This is a genomic window from Streptococcus sciuri (assembly GCF_024814375.1).
GTDB classification, from domain to species: Bacteria; Bacillota; Bacilli; order Lactobacillales; family Streptococcaceae; genus Streptococcus; species Streptococcus sciuri.
Genome location: NZ_JANUXX010000005.1, coordinates 21,951 through 43,209, shown reverse-complemented (window position 1 = coordinate 43,209; position 21,259 = coordinate 21,951). Strand labels below are relative to the sequence as shown.

Annotated in this window: 18 protein-coding genes and 1 pseudogene; 14 read left to right on the top strand and 5 right to left on the bottom strand. The window is 37.9% G+C overall.

Features of this window, described 5'->3' with window-relative positions; translation table 11 throughout:
- The first annotated feature begins 7 nt into the window (after positions 1-7).
- Both NXS10_RS04970 and cshA read left to right on the top strand, forming a co-directional pair.
- A pseudogene (locus tag NXS10_RS04970) lies at positions 8-386 on the top strand (PH domain-containing protein).
- Positions 387-831: 445 nt separating this feature from the next.
- On the top strand, positions 832-2,370 hold the full coding sequence (gene cshA / locus NXS10_RS04965) for a degradosome RNA helicase CshA (protein ID WP_259138321.1): 1,539 nt from the start codon (positions 832-834) through the stop codon (positions 2,368-2,370).
- 74 nt (positions 2,371-2,444) lie between these two features.
- Here the strand turns inward: cshA and NXS10_RS04960 are convergent, their stop codons facing one another.
- Positions 2,445-2,954 carry a DUF308 domain-containing protein gene (locus NXS10_RS04960; protein WP_259138319.1) on the bottom strand — a complete coding sequence of 170 codons (510 nt, stop codon included), beginning with the start codon at positions 2,952-2,954 and terminating at the stop codon, positions 2,445-2,447.
- 207 nt (positions 2,955-3,161) lie between these two features.
- On the opposite strand from NXS10_RS04960, the gene gdhA reads away from it, so the two are divergent.
- From gdhA to NXS10_RS04940, 4 genes are all read left to right on the top strand, one after another.
- Complete coding sequence (gdhA, locus tag NXS10_RS04955; RefSeq protein ID WP_259138317.1) at positions 3,162-4,511, top strand: NADP-specific glutamate dehydrogenase; 1,350 nt, start codon at positions 3,162-3,164, stop codon at positions 4,509-4,511.
- Positions 4,512-4,640: 129 nt separating this feature from the next.
- The gene (locus NXS10_RS04950) at positions 4,641-5,393 is read left to right on the top strand and encodes a class I SAM-dependent methyltransferase (RefSeq protein ID WP_373318028.1); all 753 of its coding nucleotides are present in this window, start codon (positions 4,641-4,643) and stop codon (positions 5,391-5,393) included.
- Positions 5,394-5,499: 106 nt separating this feature from the next.
- Complete coding sequence (rpsP, locus tag NXS10_RS04945) at positions 5,500-5,772, top strand: 30S ribosomal protein S16 (RefSeq protein WP_259138316.1); 273 nt, start codon at positions 5,500-5,502, stop codon at positions 5,770-5,772.
- 15 nt (positions 5,773-5,787) lie between these two features.
- Positions 5,788-6,027 (top strand): KH domain-containing protein, encoded by a 240-nt coding sequence (locus tag NXS10_RS04940; protein WP_259138314.1) that lies wholly within the window; start codon positions 5,788-5,790, stop codon positions 6,025-6,027.
- Between the two features lie 85 nt (positions 6,028-6,112).
- Here NXS10_RS04940 and NXS10_RS04935 read toward each other — a convergent pair whose 3' ends face one another.
- Both NXS10_RS04935 and NXS10_RS04930 read right to left on the bottom strand, forming a co-directional pair.
- Complete coding sequence (locus tag NXS10_RS04935) at positions 6,113-7,390, bottom strand: 2-hydroxycarboxylate transporter family protein (RefSeq protein ID WP_259138312.1); 1,278 nt, start codon at positions 7,388-7,390, stop codon at positions 6,113-6,115.
- Between the two features lie 15 nt (positions 7,391-7,405).
- Positions 7,406-9,028, bottom strand: coding sequence for a malolactic enzyme (locus NXS10_RS04930; protein WP_259138310.1), 1,623 nt, complete (start codon positions 9,026-9,028; stop codon positions 7,406-7,408).
- A gap of 152 nt (positions 9,029-9,180) precedes the next feature.
- Here NXS10_RS04930 and NXS10_RS04925 point away from each other — a divergent pair, with 152 nt between their 5' ends.
- The gene (locus tag NXS10_RS04925; protein ID WP_259138308.1) at positions 9,181-10,077 is read left to right on the top strand and encodes a LysR family transcriptional regulator; all 897 of its coding nucleotides are present in this window, start codon (positions 9,181-9,183) and stop codon (positions 10,075-10,077) included.
- Positions 10,078-10,093: 16 nt separating this feature from the next.
- On the opposite strand, the gene NXS10_RS04920 is transcribed toward NXS10_RS04925, so the two are convergent.
- Both NXS10_RS04920 and NXS10_RS04915 read right to left on the bottom strand, forming a co-directional pair.
- Complete coding sequence (locus tag NXS10_RS04920) at positions 10,094-10,336, bottom strand: GIY-YIG nuclease family protein (protein WP_259138565.1); 243 nt, start codon at positions 10,334-10,336, stop codon at positions 10,094-10,096.
- Positions 10,337-10,355: 19 nt separating this feature from the next.
- Positions 10,356-11,111 (bottom strand): tRNA1(Val) (adenine(37)-N6)-methyltransferase, encoded by a 756-nt coding sequence (locus tag NXS10_RS04915; RefSeq protein ID WP_259138306.1) that lies wholly within the window; start codon positions 11,109-11,111, stop codon positions 10,356-10,358.
- A 108-nt stretch (positions 11,112-11,219) separates the two neighbouring features.
- On the opposite strand from NXS10_RS04915, the gene NXS10_RS04910 reads away from it, so the two are divergent.
- The 7 genes from NXS10_RS04910 to holA all read left to right on the top strand — a co-directional run bounded on the left by NXS10_RS04910 (position 11,220) and on the right by holA (position 21,222).
- Positions 11,220-11,960: a lysophospholipid acyltransferase family protein gene (locus tag NXS10_RS04910; protein WP_259138304.1), complete on the top strand. Its 741-nt coding sequence runs from the start codon at positions 11,220-11,222 to the stop codon at positions 11,958-11,960.
- 65 nt (positions 11,961-12,025) lie between these two features.
- The gene (locus tag NXS10_RS04905) at positions 12,026-12,694 is read left to right on the top strand and encodes a helix-hairpin-helix domain-containing protein (RefSeq protein ID WP_259138302.1); all 669 of its coding nucleotides are present in this window, start codon (positions 12,026-12,028) and stop codon (positions 12,692-12,694) included.
- The gene (locus NXS10_RS04900) at positions 12,678-14,915 is read left to right on the top strand and encodes a DNA internalization-related competence protein ComEC/Rec2 (protein WP_259138564.1); all 2,238 of its coding nucleotides are present in this window, start codon (positions 12,678-12,680) and stop codon (positions 14,913-14,915) included. The genes NXS10_RS04905 and NXS10_RS04900 overlap by 17 nt, the downstream gene beginning before the upstream one ends.
- 609 nt (positions 14,916-15,524) lie before the next feature.
- Positions 15,525-17,453, top strand: a complete 1,929-nt coding sequence (locus NXS10_RS04895) for a DNA methyltransferase (protein ID WP_259138300.1) — start codon at positions 15,525-15,527, stop codon at positions 17,451-17,453.
- Between the two features lie 3 nt (positions 17,454-17,456).
- On the top strand, positions 17,457-18,353 hold the full coding sequence (locus tag NXS10_RS04890) for a DEAD/DEAH box helicase family protein (RefSeq protein ID WP_259138299.1): 897 nt from the start codon (positions 17,457-17,459) through the stop codon (positions 18,351-18,353).
- Between the two features lie 45 nt (positions 18,354-18,398).
- Entirely contained in the window at positions 18,399-20,081 is a 1,683-nt protein-coding gene (locus NXS10_RS04885; RefSeq protein WP_259138297.1) for an HI_1054 family type III restriction endonuclease, read from the top strand.
- A gap of 103 nt (positions 20,082-20,184) precedes the next feature.
- Entirely contained in the window at positions 20,185-21,222 is a 1,038-nt protein-coding gene (gene holA / locus NXS10_RS04880) for a DNA polymerase III subunit delta (protein ID WP_259138295.1), read from the top strand.
- Positions 21,223-21,259 lie beyond the last annotated feature (37 nt).

Sequence of the window (21,259 nt, the reverse complement as noted above, 5' to 3'; positions counted from 1 at the left end):
GATATGCATAGGGTTACTTTCAGGACTGATAGGTAATACTTTTCAGGTAAATAGCGATAAAGTAACACAAGACTTAGATTTTGTCTTTTTTGAGGGAAAACAGGTCAATTTAGTCTTTACTTTAATACGAGATTTAATTGTTTTAACAAAAAAACGTTTAACTTTAGTAGCTAAGTAAAGTATAGCAAGTAAAAAACAGAGTATAGCCTCTATCCCTTACCAATCTGCTTTACGCTTTTCAGTAGAAACTTTCGGTCATTTTGATAATGAGCTGAGAATATGGACTTTTGCTGGTGTGGATTCAGCAGAAACCTTACAATTCAAAAATGACAATAGCATTCTTCAAAATTCCAAAAGCGCTGGCTTGCGCTGTCTTATGTAAATAAAACAGTTATCCTCTATATTATTTTGTAGGGGATTTTTCTATTAATTTTTTTGAAAGATAAGAGGATAATGGCAAAAAAGTGGGGAACTACTATGGATTATCTATCGTTATTTCTCTTTTTCTTATGGAGTATCTGTTATGCCTACATTACTTAGCTAAACAGAGATGACAACTTAAGCCTTGGTAGCTAGAAGCATTTGAAATGCTTTTTATTGTTTCTTTTGTTATGGTTTGAGAAAAGAAGATTAGCTATTTGGTTGTGCTCTATTTATAGGATTTGGTTTTGTTATTTTTTCCCTTTGTGATACGAAAAAGATTTTGATTTTTAAAGCTCTATCTATCTTTTTTGGAGAAAGTATGATACACTAAGAGAGTTGCAGCTTGTAACACGAAAAATAAAGAGAGATAAGACAGCTTCGCACTGTCTTTTTAGAAGAGAGAGTACATTGAAATTTATAGAATTAAAATTGTCGGATACGATTTTATCAGCCATTGAAAAGGCTGGCTTTAAAGAGCCTTCACCTATCCAAGAGTTGACCATCCCTTTGGCGCTTGAGGGAGAGGATGTTATCGGACAAGCGCAAACAGGTACAGGAAAAACAGCTGCTTTTGGACTTCCAACTTTGGATAAAATCCGTGTCGCAGAGTCAACAATCCAAGCGCTTGTTATCGCCCCAACACGTGAACTGGCTGTACAAAGTCAGGAGGAACTTTTCCGTTTTGGACGTGATAAAGGGGTTAGGGTACGATCTGTTTACGGTGGTTCTAGTATTGAAAAGCAGATTAAGGCACTAAAATCAGGTGCACATGTTGTAGTAGGAACACCTGGACGTCTCCTTGATTTAATTAAGCGTAAAGCACTTGATTTGACTCATATTGAAACACTTATTCTTGATGAAGCAGATGAGATGCTTAATATGGGATTTTTAGATGATATTGAAGCTATCATCAACTGTGTACCTGAACACCGTCAGACTTTACTTTTTTCAGCTACTATGCCAGAGCCGATAAAGCGTATTGGTATGCAGTTTATGACTCATCCTAAACATGTGAAAGTAGCAGCTAAAGAGTTGACAACAGACCTTGTTGAACAATATTATATCCGTACCAGAGAGCAAGAAAAGTTTGATACGATGACTCGTTTAATTGATGTAGAGCAACCAGATCTTGCTATTGTTTTTGGACGAACAAAACGTCGTGTTGATGAATTAACACGTGGTCTAAAGTTACGAGGTTACCGTGCTGAGGGTATTCATGGTGATCTTGATCAAGGTAAGCGCCTGCGTGTTCTTCGTGATTTTAAAAATGATAATCTAAATATCTTAGTGGCGACTGATGTTGCAGCTAGAGGATTGGATATTTCAGGTGTGACTCATGTCTATAACTATGATATTCCTCAAGATCCTGAAAGCTATGTGCATCGTATTGGGCGTACCGGTCGTGCTGGTAAGCATGGTCGCTCAATCACTTTTGTGGCACCAAATGAAATGGGTTACCTCTCTATTATTGAGCAATTGACTAAAAAACGCATGAAGGGTCTGAAACCTGCAACAGCTCAGGAAGCTTTCAAAGCCAAAAAACGTGTCGCACTTAAAAAGATTGAACGTGATTTTGCAGATGATACGATTCGTGCACAGTTTGATAAGTTTAAAGGTGATGCTGTCAAGCTTGCACAAGAGTTTACTCCAGAAGAGTTAGCTCTTTATATCTTGACTTTAACAGTACAAGATCCAGATAGTCTCCCTATTGTTGAAATTGCTCGTGAAAAACCTTTGCCATTTAAACCTTCAGGTGCTATTAATAAAAGCGGAAATGGACGTTACAAATCGAAGCGTTACAACGATAATGGTAAAGAGTATCATAAATTTAAGCGTACATCTAATAGAAATCGTAGAGACTTTGAAAATAAAGATAATAAACGTCCACATCGCACATCAAGTGAGAAAAAAAATGGCTTTGTTATCCGTAATAAAGGCAATAAATAAAAGATTAGGACAAAATCCTAATCTTTTTTGATGTGTTAGAATAAACAGACCTTGCTAATAAGTTCTGTTGCCTATTAAAGACGGATAAAAGTGTAAATACTTGAGATACCTATAGCAATTGGTATAAGTGCTACAAATCGTCCAATAATAGCAGCTGATAAAATAGGTGAGCTAAAGAAGATAATTGCAAAGATAATAGCAAGAATGCCACTGACGAAATAATGATTGGAGTCTGATTTCGGAAAACCTGCTCGATTGAGTTGATAACCTGTAATCAAACGCAAAATCCCACTAACAAGCATCCAGTATGCTAAAATCATAATTACTATGCTTGAACGAGCAAAAGTAGAACCAGTAATTAATAAGAGCCCAAAGATAACAGAGAAAGTACTTTGGATAAGCATCCAAACGTTTCGTTCATTATTGATGTGATGAAAATAAGTAGTGATACCATTGATTCCATAGATAAAGATAAATACAGCCAAAATCCAACCAATGGTAGAAACAGTTGCTAACGGGCTAGTAAATAAATAAATTCCAAAGAGTAGGGAGATAGCTCCAGTTGTTAAGGAAAAATATTTCATAAAAACCTCACATATTGTAAAAAATCACGTTTTTTATTGTAACTTTAATTGCCATAAAAGTCAAGAAAGCTTATAAATGTGACATTATCTAACATAGAAAACGTTTTTTTCAAAAAAAATATAAAAAAATATCAAAAAACGCTTGACAATAATATTCTGAAAATTTATAATATTCTATGTAAATGATATATATGGAGGAATTTACAAATGACAACAGGAAAAGCATATGTTGCTAGTGTTTTTGAAAAAGTGAAAGCTCAAAATGCTCACGAGCCAGAGTTTTTGCAAGCCGTTGAAGAAGTCTTTGAGTCTTTGGTACCTGTCTTTGACAAATATCCAAAATATATCGAAGAAAATCTTCTCGAACGTTTGGTTGAGCCAGAACGCATCGTTTCTTTCCGTGTCCCTTGGGTTGATGACAAAGGTCAAGTTCAGGTAAACCGTGGTTTCCGTGTTCAGTTCTCATCTGCTATTGGACCTTACAAAGGTGGTCTTCGTTTCCACCCATCAGTGAACCAATCAATCGTCAAGTTTCTTGGTTTTGAACAAATCTTTAAAAACTCATTGACTGGTCAACCTATCGGTGGTGGTAAAGGTGGTTCAAACTTTGATCCTAAAGGGAAATCAGACAACGAAATTATGCGTTTCTGCCAAAGCTTTATGACAGAGTTGAGCAAACATATTGGTGCTGATACTGACGTTCCTGCTGGTGATATCGGTGTTGGTGGACGTGAAATCGGCTACCTTTATGGTCAATACAAACGCCTTCGAAATGAATACACAGGTGTTCTTACTGGTAAAGGACTTACTTACGGTGGTTCTCTTGCTCGTACAGAAGCAACGGGTTACGGAGCTGTTTATTTTGCAGAACAAATGCTCAAAGATCGCGGTGAAGACTTTGCTGGCAAAGTAGCTCTTGTATCTGGTTCAGGTAACGTGGCTATTTATGCTACTGAAAAACTTCAATCACTTGGTGCTAAAGTTGTTGCTGTTTCAGATTCATCTGGTTATGTTTATGACCCAGAGGGTATTGATGTCGATCTTCTTAAACAATTAAAAGAAGTTGAACGCGCACGTATTGTCAAATACGCTGATGCTCGTCCAAGTGCAACGTTTACCCCTGCCGGTGAAGGCTCAATCTGGTCAATCAAAGCTGACCTTGCTTTCCCATGTGCTACACAAAATGAAATCAATGAAGAAGATGCGAAAGCTCTTGTGGCTAACGGTGTTATTGCTGTTACAGAAGGCGCAAACATGCCTTCTACACTTGAAGCTATCGAAGTTTTCCAAAAAGCTGGTGTTTCATTTGGTCCTGCCAAAGCTGCGAATGCTGGTGGTGTAGCGGTATCAGCTCTTGAAATGGCTCAAAATAGCCAACGTACACCTTGGTCGTTTGAAGAAGTAGATGCTAAACTGTATGACATCATGAAAGGTATCTACGATAATTCTGCAGCAGCAGCTAAAGAATTTGGTGCGGAAGGTAACCTTGTTGTTGGTGCCAACGTTGCTGGATTCCTTAAAGTTGCAGAAGCTATGTCAGCACAAGGTATTGTCTAAAAATAAGGGGGGATTTTCCCCCTTATTTTTAGTTATAATGAAAAGAAACGACATTTTTGAAAATCGTGACAAACTGAGAAATGTAGATTTGTAGAGATGTATTAGATTATTAGGAAAGGATTTTCTCTGGTGGTTATTTGTGTGACGACATCTTTTTGTCCTAATAATATGCAAGAAAAACAAGCAAAGTCTTTAGCAGAGCGTTTGAAAGTAGCTTATAAAGAACGCCGAAAAGAAAGCTTGAAGCGTCTTATGTGGGATTGTGACGGTATTTTGGTCGTTTACAAAGATAAGGTAGTCTTTCAAGGTATTAACGGGGAAGTATTGTTTTTTCATCCTGATACCGCTATGATTAGGGTAAAATCTCATCATGATCCTTTGTGGAATCTGATAGGTTCTACTAAAAAAACGGTATTGGATACAACCATGGGGTTGGCTTCTGATAGTATTGTCATGGCGGCAGCTGGACATGATGTGACAGCGATAGAATCGGAAGAAATCCCGTATATTTTGGTTAGTTTAGGATTAAAAAACTATCAATCGTCTAACAGTCAGTTAAATGTAGCTATGCGCTCCATCAAGACAATTCATGAAGATAATCTGATTTTCCTTAAAAGTCAGTCCGATCATCATTTTGATGTTGTTTACTGTGACCCCATGTTTCGTTATGAGATAAGAGAAGCAGATAATTTGGCAGGTTTAGCATCTCTTGCAAATCCATCTCCTCTAACGACAGAATTATTAGCGGAGATGAAGCGAGTAGCAAAGGAAAAAGTTATTATCAAAGCGCATTTTAAAGATGATGTTTTTGAAAAGTATGGATTTAAGCGTTTCGTACGTCCTAATCAGAAATTTCATTATGGTGTTATAGATATTTTTTAATTGGTGTCAAGATTTTTTCTTGACATGATAAAAAAGGCATGCTATACTAGTTTAGGTAGAGTGATAGAGCACTACTAACCAATCAATAGAAAAGAGATTATTTAAAATGGCAGTAAAAATTCGTTTAACTCGCATGGGTTCTAAGAAAAAACCTTTCTACCGTATCAATGTAGCAGACTCACGTGCTCCACGTGATGGACGCTTCATCGAAACAGTTGGCACTTACAACCCACTTGTAGCTGAAAATCAAGTAACACTGAAAGAAGAACGCGTTCTTGACTGGTTGGCTAAAGGTGCGCAACCATCTGATACTGTTCGTAACATTCTCTCTAAAGCTGGAGTTATGAAAAAATTCCACGATTCAAAATTCTCAAAATAAAACGAGTGACAGCTTATGGATACCATTGAAAATCTCATTATCGCTATTGTAAAGCCTTTAATTTCAGTACCAGAAGATTTTACGATCAAGGTGCAAGATACTCCAGATTTTTTAGAATATCATCTCCATCTCAATGCCAAAGATATTGGTCATATTATTGGAAAAAAAGGACGTACTATTATGGCGATAAGATCGATTGTTTATTCGGTGCCTACTCAAAGCAAGAAAGTTCGTCTCGTTATTGATGAGAACTAAGTAAACCGTCTCTAGTTGATAGGGACGGTTTTTTTATATTGATGATACTTTGTAAAAAATTATGCTAGCATAGGTGGTTAGTTTTTTAGCTAAAGAATTGGATAAGAATACCACCTAGAATGAGGATGATGGCTCCGCCAAGGCGGTTGGCCATTTGGGCAAAAGCAATCATCTCCATACGATTAGCAGCAGAAAGTACTGCGATATTACCTGTACCACCCATCGAGTTGTTAATCATGCCAGCTCCGATAGCAACTTCTACAGGATAAAGTCCCATCCATTTTCCGATGATAGCACTGGAGAGTCCCATGGCAACAATAGAAGTGAGGCTGAGGAGCATAAATTGCCATGTCATAGCGTGAGCTAGGGAGGAAAGGTTAATCATGGAAAGCCCAATACCAGCAAGGATAGCGTGGGTAAAATTTGTCATGATGACCTGATTAAACATCACAACAGCTTCTTCTAGTGATTTTGGAACAGCATTGAGTGCTTTTAAGATGAAGACAATAATAATCATAAAAGCATAACTATGAATTTTAGGAATAAAAGCATTGAGAATAACACCGATTAAAAATAGAGAGGAGGCAAACATGACGCCAACGCCTATTTTTATCGCATCAAGGTCTACTTGTGCTTTCTTAAGGTCTGCTTTATCGACCGAAATGAGAACACCATGTCCGTTGTATCTACTATTGGCAAAGGCTTTTGAGATAAAGACTGCACCGATAATCGCTAAAATATTACCTAGAGTGGTTGCTGGAGCTAATTGGGAGAGGATGGTGGCGGCATTACCATGGATAGCACTAGCATAAATCTTAGACAATGGGACAATCCCTGCTCCCATACCTCCAGCCATCTGTGCAAATGAAATATACATTACAGAGTGTCCAAAACTTTGCCCTAAAAGTATACCGATAAATCCAACAGAGAAGAAACCAATCACCATTGAAATCAACGAAATAGGAATAAAGCGTACAGAAGCTTTGACCAAAAGGTTGCGATTCATTCCTAGAATAGAGCCACAGATAAGAGCGGCGATATAGAAGTCAAGAAACCCCCAGTTATTCATAAAGGTAGATGTGGCGGTAATGACATTTTTGGGTATCCATCCTAGGGTTGCTAGAACAGAAGCAACAATTAATGTAAAAACGGATCCACCTCCTAGGTAAGAGTTGAAGATGGGAAGCTTCTCTCCCATCCAATAAAAGAGATGACCTAAAAGAACTAACATGAAAGTAATACCTAACATGTTAAGAGGAAGTTTGTCCATGGCAATAGTAATTGCTAGGATAAGGACAAATCCTAGATAGAGGGGGAGAGTTACACCGGAAATTTTTGTATTCCAAATTTTAGATTTTATCACAACGATTCTCCTCAATTAGTATTTTGGATACCACTTGAGGTTGCGGACAGCTTTGGTCATGTCTTTTTCTTTGGTTTTGGCAAGTCCTTGTTCTTGAGCTTTTTTAGCGACAGCTTCTGCCACTTTGATAGATACTTCGGTAACGTATTGGAATGGAGGCAATACTGGAGCGCCTGGTTGACCTGGATCAACAAGACCACTAAGAGAATGAGCGGCAGCTCCAATCATCTCATCTGTTAGTAATGATGCCTCTGAAGCAATCATACCAAGTCCAAGACCTGGGTAGATAAGAGCGTTATTGGCTTGCCCAATCTGGTAGTCAACCCCCTTGTAAGAAACAGTATCTGATGGAATACCTGTTGCGACAAAAGCTTTACCATCTGACCATTTAATGACTTGCTCAGCAGTTGCTTCGATTTTTTTAGTAGGGTTTGAGATTGGAAAGATGATTGGGCGTTCTGTGTTTTTGCACATAGCTTCAACCACTTCCTTAGTAAAGGAACCTGGATTTGTTGAAGTTCCGACAAGAATAGTTGGTTTAACTGCTTTTATCACTTCCAGAAGGTTTGTCATGTCACCAGCATTTTCAAAGTCAGATCGTTTCTTAGCAAATGGCTTTTGAGCAGGGGTGAGGTCGTCCATATCATCAAAGAGAAGTCCTTGTTTGTCAATCATAAAGAAACGTTTGTAAGCTTCTTTTGGTTCAAGTCCTTCAGCGACCATTTCAGCATGAACACGCGCTGCGATACCAGCACCAGCAGAACCCCCACCATAGCAAAGATAAACTTGGTCTGTTAACTTTTCACCTGTAATATCAAGCGCTCCAAAGATACCACCGAGCACAACGATACCAGTTCCTTGGATGTCATCATTAAATGTTGGGATGCTACCCTTGTATTTGTCTAAGATATTGGCGGCATTTGAGCGACCAAAGTCTTCCCAGTGTAGGTATAATTTAGGAAACAGTTTTTCAGCTGTTTGGACGAATTGGTCGATGAAGTCGTAATATTGTTCACCACGAATGCGTTCATGACGATTACCAAGATACATTGGATTATTTAATAATTCTTCGCGGTTAGTACCAGCATCGATGACAAGTGGCATAACAGAAGCAGGATCAATGCCAGCTGCTGCAGTATAGACCATGAGTTTCCCAACAGAGATGTCAATTCCTTGGACACCCCAGTCTCCAATTCCCAATATTCCTTCAGCATCTGTTGCCACAATCAAGCGAATATCACGATCACCAGCAGCGTTTTTAAGGGTTTCTTCGATATTTTCAGGGTGATTAATATCAAGATAAGCAGCATATTGTGGATCGACAAAAAGTTCACTGTATTGTTCGATAGACTCAGCGATAACTGGATCATAAACGATTGGGTTGAACTCAACGATGTTTTGGTCAAAGAGATAGTAAAACAGTGTGCGGTTTGTGTTGAAAATTTCCATCAAGAAATGACGTTTTTCAAGATTCGTCGTTTTACGTTGGTAGTGTGCGTAAGCTTGTTTAGCTTGTTCTTCGATAGTTTGCACATAAGGTGGCAAAATACCAATTAAGCCAAGTTCTTTGCGTTCTTCCATAGTAAATGCCGTTCCCTTATTCAAAAAGGGGTTATTCAAAATGTCATGTGATTTCATAACGAACTCCTTTGTATGATGAATTATAAGAAAATATCTTACGATAACCATTATAAAACTTTGTTTTTCTTATAGTCAACTCTTTCAAAAGTCATAAAAAAACATTATAACAATTGTCAAATTATGGTACAATAAGGGTAGGGAGAATGTGCATGAATACAAGAGATTTGGAATATTTCCATAAATTGGCAGAGCTGGCTTCTTTTACCATGGTAGCGGAATTTTTTGGTGTCAGTCAGCCTACTATTACCTATGCGATAAAGCGCCTAGAGGAAGTATATCACTGCGACTTGGTTCTAAAAGATCGTTCGCATCGTTCGGTAAAACTGACAGCTGAAGGTGAGATTTTAGATAATCATATCCAAACCATTTTGATGGAGCTTGAGGTAGCTCAAAAAACTATTGAGCGCAGTGCCCATCATGAGATTAGAGTAGGGATTCCGCCTATTATTCGTGCTAAGTTGCTCGCTTCTTTGATAGATATGGGTGAGTCGGTTGATTTTATGACCAATTTTACTTTGACACCGATGAGTGGTTCTCATATACTTCTCCAATATTTGCTTGACGGTGAGTTGGATTTTAGTTTATTGGGAAGTTTGCAATCATTAGGACATCCTAAGCTTGAAATAAAAGAAATTTATAAACGTCCGTTTTATATCTTTGTTTCTAAGAAGCACCCTCTAGCTAACCAAAGCCAGATTTCTTTCAAAGATGTTTTAAAAGAATCTTTTATTATGTTAAATGAAGGGCATATACACTTTGATGCCTTTAATAAACTGAACGCACGTTATAATAATAAAGCAAAGGTACTTTTTAAATTTGAAGATCCTCTAGTTATTGGTCAAATGGTACGTGAAAATCTAGGTATTACCTTTTTAACAGATTTTGTACTTTTTTCGCAGATGGAAGGGCTTGTTAAGATTCCTTTGGTTGAGGAGGAGCAGTTTGAATTTCATGTCAGCTATGCTTACTCAAAAAACTATAGACTGCCTGAGTCTATCAGAAGTTTTATTCAGATATTAGATCAACTTAGAAAGCAAGAAGCATAAAAAACAGACTAAAAGCTTAGTCTGTTTGATGTTTTTTAATATAAGTAAGTTTGTCTTGTCGCTTTTTTTGTTTGAAAAGACTCTCAGCACGCATAGCTGATTTTTTATCTGGGAAGGCTTCATGATAGAGTAGTCGAACAGGGCGTCTAGTACGTGTGTATTTAGCACCTTTTCCAGAATTATGAGTAGCAATGCGTTTATCAAGATTTGTCGTGTAGCCGGTGTAGAGTGTCCCATCAGAACACTCTAGAACATACATGTAAGCTATTTGTTCTGAATTAGTCACATTTTTCTCCGTAATAAATGGTATAGATGGCATCGGTATAGTCGCCATTATTTTGATGAATTATCAATGGAGGCAGTATCTTCATACCTTCTTGAGAACCATCTTTAATGGCTTCGATAAGAAGCATGTTAGCAACCTTAGCTGGCTTGGGATAGACAAATTGGATTCTTTTTGGAGCGAGTTTGTAGTGTCTCAAGGTATCAATGATGTCTAAGAAGCGATCAGGACGGTGTACTAGGGCTAGTCTTCCTTTTGTTTTTAGGGCTTGCTGGCTGATAGCACAAATCTCATCGAAATTAGTTGCAATCTCATGGCGTGCAAGGAGATAATGAGGACTGAGATTTTTCTTGGAGGTTTGGGTAGATTTGAAATAAGGAGGATTGCAAAAAATCAAATCGACACTTGATCGTTGAACATATTGCAGCAGATGTTTAAGGTCATCATTGACCATGGTCACTTGTTTACCCAGTTGATTTAGTAAAATGGAGCGTTGTGCCATATCCGCTAGACGCTCTTGTAGTTCAATTTCAACAATTTTTGCTTTTGTTTTATGGCTAGCAAAAAGTCCGACAGCACCATTACCGCTACACAAGTCAACGATAAGTCCTTTTGAAGGAATCTTTGGAAAGCGTGACAGAAGGACACTATCCACTGAGTAAGAAAAAACCTCTTTGTTTTGGATAATTTTGACATCAGATGAAAAGAGTTGATCGATACGCTCACCATCTTTTAAAATAGAATCAGTCATAGTCTTTATTATAGCAAAATAAACTGACAAGTACATTAATTTTTTCTTTCTAAAATACATCAAGCGTGGTAAAATAGGAAAGACTATGTAAAAATAAGGAGTGAAAACGTGTTCTATACTTATTTGCGTACCTTAGTAGCTTTTTTACTATGGCTTGTTAATGGCAACAACCATTATCACAATCAGGATAAAATTCCCAATCAGTCTGATAATTATATCTTAGTCTCACCCCATAGAACTTGGTGGGATCCGATTTATATGGCATTTGCGACACGCCCTAAAAAATTTATTTTTATGGCAAAAAAAGAGCTCTTTACTAATCGAATGCTAGCTTGGTGGATTCGTATGTGTGGTGCTTTTCCCATTGATCGTGCTAATCCAGGACAAGAAGCTATCAAATACCCAGTTAAAATGTTGAAAAAGAGTAGTCGCTCTTTGATTATGTTTCCAAGCGGTAGCCGACATTCAACAGATGTTAAAGGAGGGGTTGCAGTCATTGCTAAGATGGCAAAGGTACGCATTGTGCCTGTTGTCTATGCAGGTCCAATGACCTTTAAAGGACTTCTTTTAGGTGAGCGTGTTGACTTGAACTTTGGGAATCCTATTGACATTTCAGATATTAAACGCTTGAATGATGATGGTATTGAAGAGGTTGCACGTCGTATCCAAACGGAGTTTGACCGAGCAGATGGTGAGAATACTCTTTATCATGATGCAAAGAAGCGCCACCCTCTGACTTATCTCTATCGCATACCACTTGGGATAGTAGCGATTTTTATCGTCATTTGTACGCTTTTGTTCAGTTTGGTTGCAAGCTTTGTATGGCAGCCAGAAAAACATCTTAAATAGTATAATACACAGCACTTGGTGCTGTTTTTTTGTTTTTTTACGAATAGACAAGTAGGAGGAATCTTATGTTTGAAATCATTCGTGAGAAATGTAAGGAACAAAAAGTACTTATAGCGGTTCTTTTTGGAGTGAGCGGTCTTTTTGTAGTAACTTGTCTCATCGTTGTCCTAGTGCGACCAAAAGCACAGACAACTTTTTCATCATTATCGAGTCAATCGACGAGTTTTTTAGCTTCAAGCTCAAATACTGAAACGAGTCATTCTTCGTCAAAAGCGACAAGTAGTGTCATTGTTGTAGACGTCAAGGGGGCTGTTCAAAAAGAAGGTGTTTACACTCTAAAAGAGGGGAGTCGTGTATCAGATGCGATTGCTAAAGCAGGTGACCTCAACCAAGAAGCAGATAAAAAATCAATTAATCTTGCTCAAAAGTTGACAGATGAAGCTATCGTTTACGTGGCGAAGTCTGATGAAAACATCAGTGTTGTCAATCAAGATAGTACAAGTACACGTACCGTTGAGACAACAAAAAGCAACGCAACAGATAAAATCAATCTCAATACTGCAAGCTTAGAGGAACTCAAAAAAATATCAGGTATTGGGGATAAGCGTGCGCAGGATATTCTAGATTATCGTGATGCACAAGGTGGTTTCAAATCGATAGATGAGCTGACTAATGTTTCAGGTATCGGATCAAAGACACTGGAGAAATTAAAAAATGATGTCACAGTGGATTAAAAAATTACCCCTAGCTCCCATCTATATGGCTACTCTTCTCCTTGAGCTTTATTATGTTATCTTTAGCAGGCAATTGCCTGCTTTGTTACTTTTGATAATGTCATGCTTCTTTTTGCTATGGCAATATTCTTTGAAAAGAGTAGCTCAGGTGGCACTTATCTTGTCAGCTAGTGCTATCTTTTTTGGCATGACTATGTATCAATCTGAAAGTAGCTATCAGACAGAGCCTGAAACTCTGGAGACAATCGTTTTACTGCCTGATACAATTAAAATCAATGGTGATTTACTTTCTTTTATAGCAAGGGGAAATGGCAGATCTTATCAAGCTTTTTATACTTTAAAGAGCAAAGAGGAGAAGAGAAGCTTTGAAGCGCTCTATCATACACAGCGTATGAGGGTCACAGCAACACTTGAGGAAGCTCCTTCACAGCGTAATTTTTCAGGATTTGATTATCGTGCTTTTCTAAAAACGCAGGGGATAAACCGTTTATTAAAAATAGAAAAAATTCTAAATCAGGAATCTATATCGGTGGTAACTCCACGAGGGTGGATCAGAGAGTGGCGTCGTCTAGCGATTATTCAGTGTTCAAGATTTCAAGCCCCTATGCGACACTATATGACAGGTTTGCTATTTGGCTATTTTGATAAGTCGTTTGATGAGATGGAGGACTTGTATAAGAATCTGGGCATTATTCATCTTTTTGCACTATCAGGGATGCATGTTAGTTGCTTTGTAGGTCTTTTTCGTAAACTGTGTTTACATCTAGGGATGACCAGGGAGAGAGTATTATTTGCGCAAGTGCCATTTTCCTTTATTTATGGCGGTTTCGCTGGATTTAGTATCTCTGTTACTCGCAGTCTTATTCAGCAATTTTTGACGCAATGCGGTCTCAAAAAAATGGATAATTTTGCTATTACAGTGATGCTTTCTTTTATTATCATGCCTTTTTTCTTGTTAACAACAGGTGGGGTGATGAGTTTTAGCTTTGCCTTTGTGTTGACCTTATTTGATGTTTCACATTTCTCAAAAAACCGCATCAAATGGGTGTCTTTACTAGTTATACCACTTGGGGTGCTCCCCATTTTGCTTTATTTTTTTGCGAGTTATCAGCCTTTATCTATCCTTTTGACGGTTGGCTTAGCTTTTCTTTTTGAGAGTTTGATATTGCCCTTATTAACGTTTGCCTTTCTTTTATCACCGATTATTTGTTTAAATATCTTTAACAAAATGTTTCAGTTATTGGATACGATACTTGCCTCTCTTTCGCATTTTGCTGGCAAACCTTTAGTCTTTGGGACACCTAGTGTCGTCGTGTTACTAGTCCTTTTAGTTTTGATGGGGCTATTGTATGATTATCATAAGCGTAAATACCTGTGTGCATGTCTTGTTCTTGGGTTATTAGGTTTACTTTTTATCACCAAGCATCCTATGACAAATGAAGTGACTATGGTAGATATTGGTCAAGGTGATAGTATCTTCATTAGAGATATTTTTGGAAAGACACTATTGATTGATGTAGGCGGAAAGGTTTCCTTTAGTCAAAAAAAGACTTGGCAGAAAGGCAATTCAGATAGCAATGCAGAACGGACTCTGATTCCTTACCTAAAGAGTAGAGGTATCTCAAAGATAGATCAGCTTCTTCTCACCCATACCGATACAGATCATATGGGAGATATGGAAGTGGTTGCTAAAACTTTTGAGATTGGTGAAGTGTTGGTCAGTCCTGGTAGTCTAACAAATAGTAACTTTGTCAATCGACTAAAGTCAATGCAAGTCCACGTGCGTAGCGTGGTCGCTGGGGAGCAATTGCCTATTATGAATAGCTCTTTGCAGGTACTGTATCCTTTTACCCAAGGTGACGGTAAAAATAACGATTCACTGGTCTTATATGGCAATCTTCTTGGAACACGCTTTTTGTTCACAGGCGATTTAGAAAAAGAAGGAGAAGAGGTGCTATTAAAACATTATCCGCAGTTGTCTGTTGATGTGCTAAAGGCAGGACACCATGGTTCAAAAGGATCTTCAAGCATGCATTTTTTAGAAACTATCAAACCCAAGATGACTCTAATCTCCGCTGGACAGAATAATCGCTATCATCACCCTCATCAGGAAACTTTGGAACGTTTGGCAAAGGTAAACAGCAGGTTCTTACGAACGGACGAACATGGCGCTATTCGCTTTATTGGATGGCAGACTTGGCACCTTGAGACTGTTAGATAGCGGTAATAGGGCGAGAAAAAGAGCTTTTTATTCAATATCATTAAGTTAATCAAGGCTATATTACATATACTGTAATGTCGCCTATTTTTGTATCAAATTAGGTTTAAGGAGAAATGCATTAATATCAAAAATAGTTTACCGTCTAGTATTCAAAAGTTCATTTTCGAAAAAAGTTTATCCTCAGTATATGTTACTTGTAAAAAGAGGTTAATTTTAGGAGCAATATCCAAAGCTATTTAGAATGGGATAAAAAATCTTTAACCAAAGAGTTTGTCATGTCCTTCTTTTGCATTTACAAGTTAAACCAGAGGAAAAAGAAATACTTAGGTGGTTTACTTCATCTAAAAGACTTCCCTTAAAGCTAAGAACAGAGGACTCTTTATTGATAAACTCAGAATTGACGTCAGCTTTTTGAGATTTTACATTGACAAAAGCATAAGTATAATCTAAACAGTTACTTGATGGTTTTTCTTGTCTCAAAAATACTCTGAGCTATGGTATAATATAATTACAATAAAGTGGAAGATAGCTATCTTCCTTAGTTATGTATATAACTAAGGAATCCTATTAGCTCCTTCGATGAAAAAAGTTGAGAGGACGACCAAGGTTATGAAGCAAGAACTGGAGCGCCTGCTATCGCAGAAGGATGAATTTTTAGTGGAGGGCGTACTAAACAAGAATAAATTGGCAGAACTGGCAAGGCGGTACGACCCAACACTCCTCAATCTCTTGATGAGTGAGGCGAAAATTTCACAGCACTTCTTTTCGTCTCTAGAAAATGGTGTCTTGGTCTTCAAAAAAGATACCTTCTTGCAGTTCCTAAACAACAAGGAGTTTCTGCCTGATAACTTTACTGCCTATAAAACCAAGATTGGACTAGCGACCAGTGACGGTAAATACTTGTCAGAAAACAACCAAGTAGTACTGAATTTTCCCTATAAAGACTGCGTGCTGGAAGGCGGACAGACCAAGGACGACGCCAAGCGTCAGGAGATTTTCTTCAATGAAATTCTAGCTCCAACGGAAATTAACCGGCTTTTAGATGATAAAGTTTTGACTAACTTCAAACGCTATGATAAAGACGGTGAGCATAAAGTTGAAGAATTGTCAGCCACGGACAACTTGATTATTAAAGGGAATAACTTGATTGCCTTGCACAGTCTGAAAAAACAATTTGCAGGAAAAGTGAAGTTGATTTATCTTGACCCACCTTATAATACAGGTGCGGAAGATACATTTGACTATAATGATAGCTTTACTCGCTCTACTTGGTTGACTTTTATGAAAAATCGTTTAGAGGTAGCAAAAGAGCTCTTATCAGAAGACGGTTTGATTTTTGTCCACATTGATGTGAGTCGAGCTAATTCAAGTAAAGTTGTAGGGACAGGTATGCAACCGTATTTACATATACTGCTAGATGAGATTTTCGGAGAAAAAAATTATATAGGAACACTACACTGGAAAAAGAAAAAGCAACCATCATTTTTGAGTAGAATTGCTGGAGTTATGGAAACTATTTTAGTTTTTGCCAAAAATGAAAATCGAATAAAAAAATTGTCAATTTCAAGCTCTACCGATACCACAAAGCGTGTTGATAATGTAAGTAATCCAGAAAGTGAAAGGGTGATTTTGGCTGGAATTACATATAAGGGACAAGAAAAGGATATAGTAATAAAAGCTGGAACTTATAAAAATAAAACAATGTCAGTTACCTTTTTGCAAGATGTTATCGTAAAAGATGGAATAACTCAAAATGAATTTTCTGCGAGAGCCCAATGGAGAACATCTCAAGAAAATATTACAAAATTTGCAGAAGCTGGGTTATTGTACATTACATCAGCTAATACTTTTAGGAGATATGCTTCGGAAGAAGAATTAGGAAAAGAGAAGTCTATAACGGACTTACTGCTGGATTGGGGACAAAATCAGGATGCTACCGATGAGATGAAGGCTCTGTTTGAAGAAAAAGTTTTTAGCACTCCAAAACCTGAAACCCTTTTGATGAATATTATTAAATCTCATACCAACGAAGGCGACCTCGTCCTCGACTTTTTCATGGGTTCTGCAACAACGCAAGCCGTTGCCCATAAGATGAACCGTCAATACATTGGTATCGAGCAAATGGACTACATTGAAACGGTTTCTGTGGAGCGTCTAAAAAAGGTTATCGCTGGTGAGCAGGGTGGCATCTCTAGAGCTGTTAATTGGTCTGGCGGTGGTAGTTTTGTCTACTGTGAATTGAAAAATGACGCTCAAGATTTCAAAAATGCCATTTTAGAAGCTAGGACAACAGATGAGTTGCTAGAACTTTTTGAATTTGCTAAAAAATCCTCTTTCCTGTCCTATCGTATTGACCCTAAAAAGCTGGAAGAGGAAGAATTTGCACAGTTTAGCTTGGCGGAGCAAAAGCAAATTTTGGCAGAAATTATTGATAATAATAACCTCTATGTCAATTATAGCGATATGAACGACCAGACTTACGGCATTTCAGAGCAAGAAAAAAAACTCAACCGTGCCTTTTACGGAGAGGAGGAATAAAATATGGATTTTTTATATGAAACCTACAATGTTGCCAGTGATTTTATAGATTTCAAGGCTTTAGTGTCGTCTCGTTTTGAGAAAAATCTCAAATACTCCCTTCGTACCTATCAAAGAGAAGCGTTGGGACGTTATCTCTATTATAAAAATGATGAAAAAAATCGTGTGCTACCTGAACACGTCCTCTTTAATATGGCGACCGGTTCAGGTAAAACCCTTTTAATGGCGAGTATTATCCTTGAAAAGTATCAGCAGGGCGAGCGTCATTTTATCTTTTTCGTTAATAATGACAATATCTTAACCAAAACTCGTGATAATTTTTTGACACAGGGAGCAAGTAAGTACCTCTTTGCAGATAAGATTATCATTGATAATCAAGTGGTGTCGGTGCGTGAAGTGACAGACTTTTCTGATGCTAACCCTGACGCTATTAATATTGTCTTTACCACTATTCAAAAACTACATCAAGACCTGAATACACCAAGAGAAAACCGCCTCTCTTACGAACAGTTTGAAGATATTTCAGTTGTTCTTTTAGCTGACGAAGCCCACCACCTCAACGCCGGATTGAATGCAAGCGAGAAAAAGGACAATAACTCATGGACAGCGACCATTGAGAATATCCAGAAAACAGCTAAAAAATCTAGCCTTTTTGAATTTACAGCAACCATTGATTTGACAGATAAAAACATTGCCCAAAAATACAAAAAACACCTACTTTACAAGTATGACTTGAAAGAGTTTCGTTTGGATAAGTATTCTAAGGATGTTCTTTTCCACTTGGTAGACAGTGATGTATCGACACGCATGTTACAGGCAATTCTTATCAGTCAATTCCGCAAGAAAATCGCCCTTAAACATGGCATTAACCTCAAACCTCTAGTCATGTTTAAGTCGTAAAAGATTACAGAGAGCAAGGACAATTTAGATAGCTTTTTAGAAATGATGACAGGTTTGACTACTCAAGCGATTGTCCGTCAGCGCCAGCTTGCTCAAGCAGGCATTTTAAAGCAGGCATTTGACTTCTTTGACCAATCGAAGCTTTCTGACGAGGACTTGGTTGCGGAACTGCAGGAGGATTTTAGACGAGAGCGTCTCCTACTTATTGACGGTAAAAACAAGACCAGCAATAGCTTGACAGAACTCAACACTCTGGAAGAAAGCAGTAATGAAATACGTGCTATTTTTGCCGTTGATATGCTCAATGAAGGCTGGGACGTGTTGAATCTCTTTGATATTGTTCGTCTCTATGACACTCGTGACAGCAAGATGACCAAAAACGGATTTGTCGCTGGAAAGACCACCAATGCTGAAAAGCAGTTGATAGGGCGTGGTGCTCGTTATTATCCATTCGTCTTTGATGGATATTTAGACGAGAAATTCACTCGAAAATTTGATGAAAATGAACTCCATGAATTGCGTGTTATTGAGCAACTTCACTATCACTCTGCTAACAATCCACGCTATATTTCTGAGCTCAAGCAAGTCTTGCGTGAATCTGGTATTTACGATGACCAAAATTTGGTAGAGCGTGAACTGCTCCTGAAAGACAGCTTCAAGAAGACCCACACTTACACGAATGGGCTTGTTTGGATGAATAAGCGTTTGAGCCGAAAAGAGTTGGTTGAAAAGCAGCAGCTATCTCTCTTGGATGATTCCATTATTCCGACTCGTTTTGAGGTGAGCTTGCCAACGCAATCCAGCCGTGATATTGGCGCCTTTGAAGGTGAGGATATTGTCTTAGTGTCGGAAGATGTTGTCAGTTTGCCGTATAAGTTTGGCAAGAAGATTGAGCATCACATTGTTCGAGCTGCTATCAATCGAAATAAAGCCTACACCTTTGAAAACCTTAGCAAGGCATTTCCTGGTTTGGTGAGTCTGGATGGTTTTGTCACGATGTTACAAAACATTGACTTGATTATCGAGGGAGATAAAAAGGCGGTAGATAAACTGAGTCAAGAGCACAAACTCTTCATCGCTGAAAAACTTTTGCACTACATCGAAAAAGACTTGGTGGCACTCGAAGAAAGATTTTATGGCTCAAATGAGTTCACAGCTTATAAGATTCAAGACCTGTTTGAAGCCAATATCAAGCGGAAATTCACAATTAATCAGGGAAGTGATGCGGAGTTCGGCTTGTCTCAAAAAAATCGCACAGAAACCCAGTATTTCGAGGATTTGGACGCTTTTGATTGGTATGCTTATGACGACAACTTCGGCACAGATGAAGAAAAGATGTTGGTTCGAGTTATTAAGGAACTGATGGCAGACCTAGAAGAAAAATGGACAGATATTTATCTTCTTCGCAATGAAAAAGCTGTTAAGATTTATAGCTTCGAAGATGGTCGTGCTTTCGAGCCAGACTTTCTCATGTTTGCTAACGATAAAAAGACAGGCAATGTTTCATGGCAGATTTTCATTGAGCCAAAGGGAGAACAATTCTTGGATTCGGATAACAGCTTTGAAAATAGCAAAGAAGGCTGGAAAGAGGAGTTTTTACGTCAGATTTCTGAACGAGATGAAGCTAGAACGCTGGTGGATGATGACCGTTATCGCATTATTGGTTTGCCGTTTTATAATCATGCGGTGAGTGAGGATTTGGTAAAAAACAGGTTGAGGGAATTATAGAGGGAAAAATGAAAAATTCTCTGTCAATCTTTTGTGAGGTGTGAGTGGCTGTTAGTTGTATTTGACTGTTGGTCTAATCAGTGATGTATGCTATAATGAAGGTATGATTGCAATTGAAGAAATAGAGCAACTAAGTGCAACTAATCTGGGGAATATCACTGTTTTAGCAGGAGATGATCTGGGGCAGTATTCAGAGATTAAACAAAAGCTTTTTGAACGAGTTGGTTTTGATAAGAGTGATTTGCTGTATTCCTATTTTGATTTATCCGAAGATGACTATCTAGTAGCAGAGATGGATCTTGAAAGTTTACCTTTTTTATCGGATTATAAAATTGTTATTTTAGATAATTTTCTAGACATCACCACCAGTAAGAAAAACTATCTGGAAGAGGAGAGCTTAAAACGTTTTGAAACTTATCTTGAAAATCCTGTGGCTACGACACGCCTGATTTTATGCGCACCAGGGAAGCTTGATGGAAAGCGACGTTTGGTAAAACTTCTCAAACGTGATGCCAAAGTGATTGAAGCTACTGTCGTTAAAGAAGCAGAACTAAAAGCTTATTTTCAACGATACGCTCACAAAGAAGGGTTGCACTTTGAGAATGGAGCCTTTGAGGATTTACTCATCAAGTCAAACTATGATTACAGTGCGATTCAAAAAAATCTAGCTTTTTTAATTTCTTATAAAAAGACAGACAATATCAGTTCGGCAGATATTGCTACAGCTATTCCTAAAACACTTCAGGATAATATCTTTGATTTGACGCAGCTGGTTATCCTAGGTCGTGTTGATGAAAGTTTTGCTTTGACACATGACTTGCGTTTGCAAGGTGAGGATGACATCAAACTTATTGCTGTCATGTTAGGACAGTTTAGGACATTTTTACAAGTGAAATTGTTGTTTGAACAAGGTAAAAATGAAAGCCAGATAACAAGTGATTTGTCCTATTATCTTGGACGTAAGGTCAATCCTTACCAAGTGCGTTATGCTCTGCGTGATGCAAGGACCTTATCCATTTCTTTTTTGAAATTTGCTCTCAAACGTTTGATTGAAACGGATGAGGCTATTAAGAGAGGTTCTGCCGATAAGGAGTATTTATTTGATAAAGTACTCTTACAGCTCATCACCTATCAGGCTTAATTTTCGGTCAAATTATTTGTAAGCTTTGCATATTTTC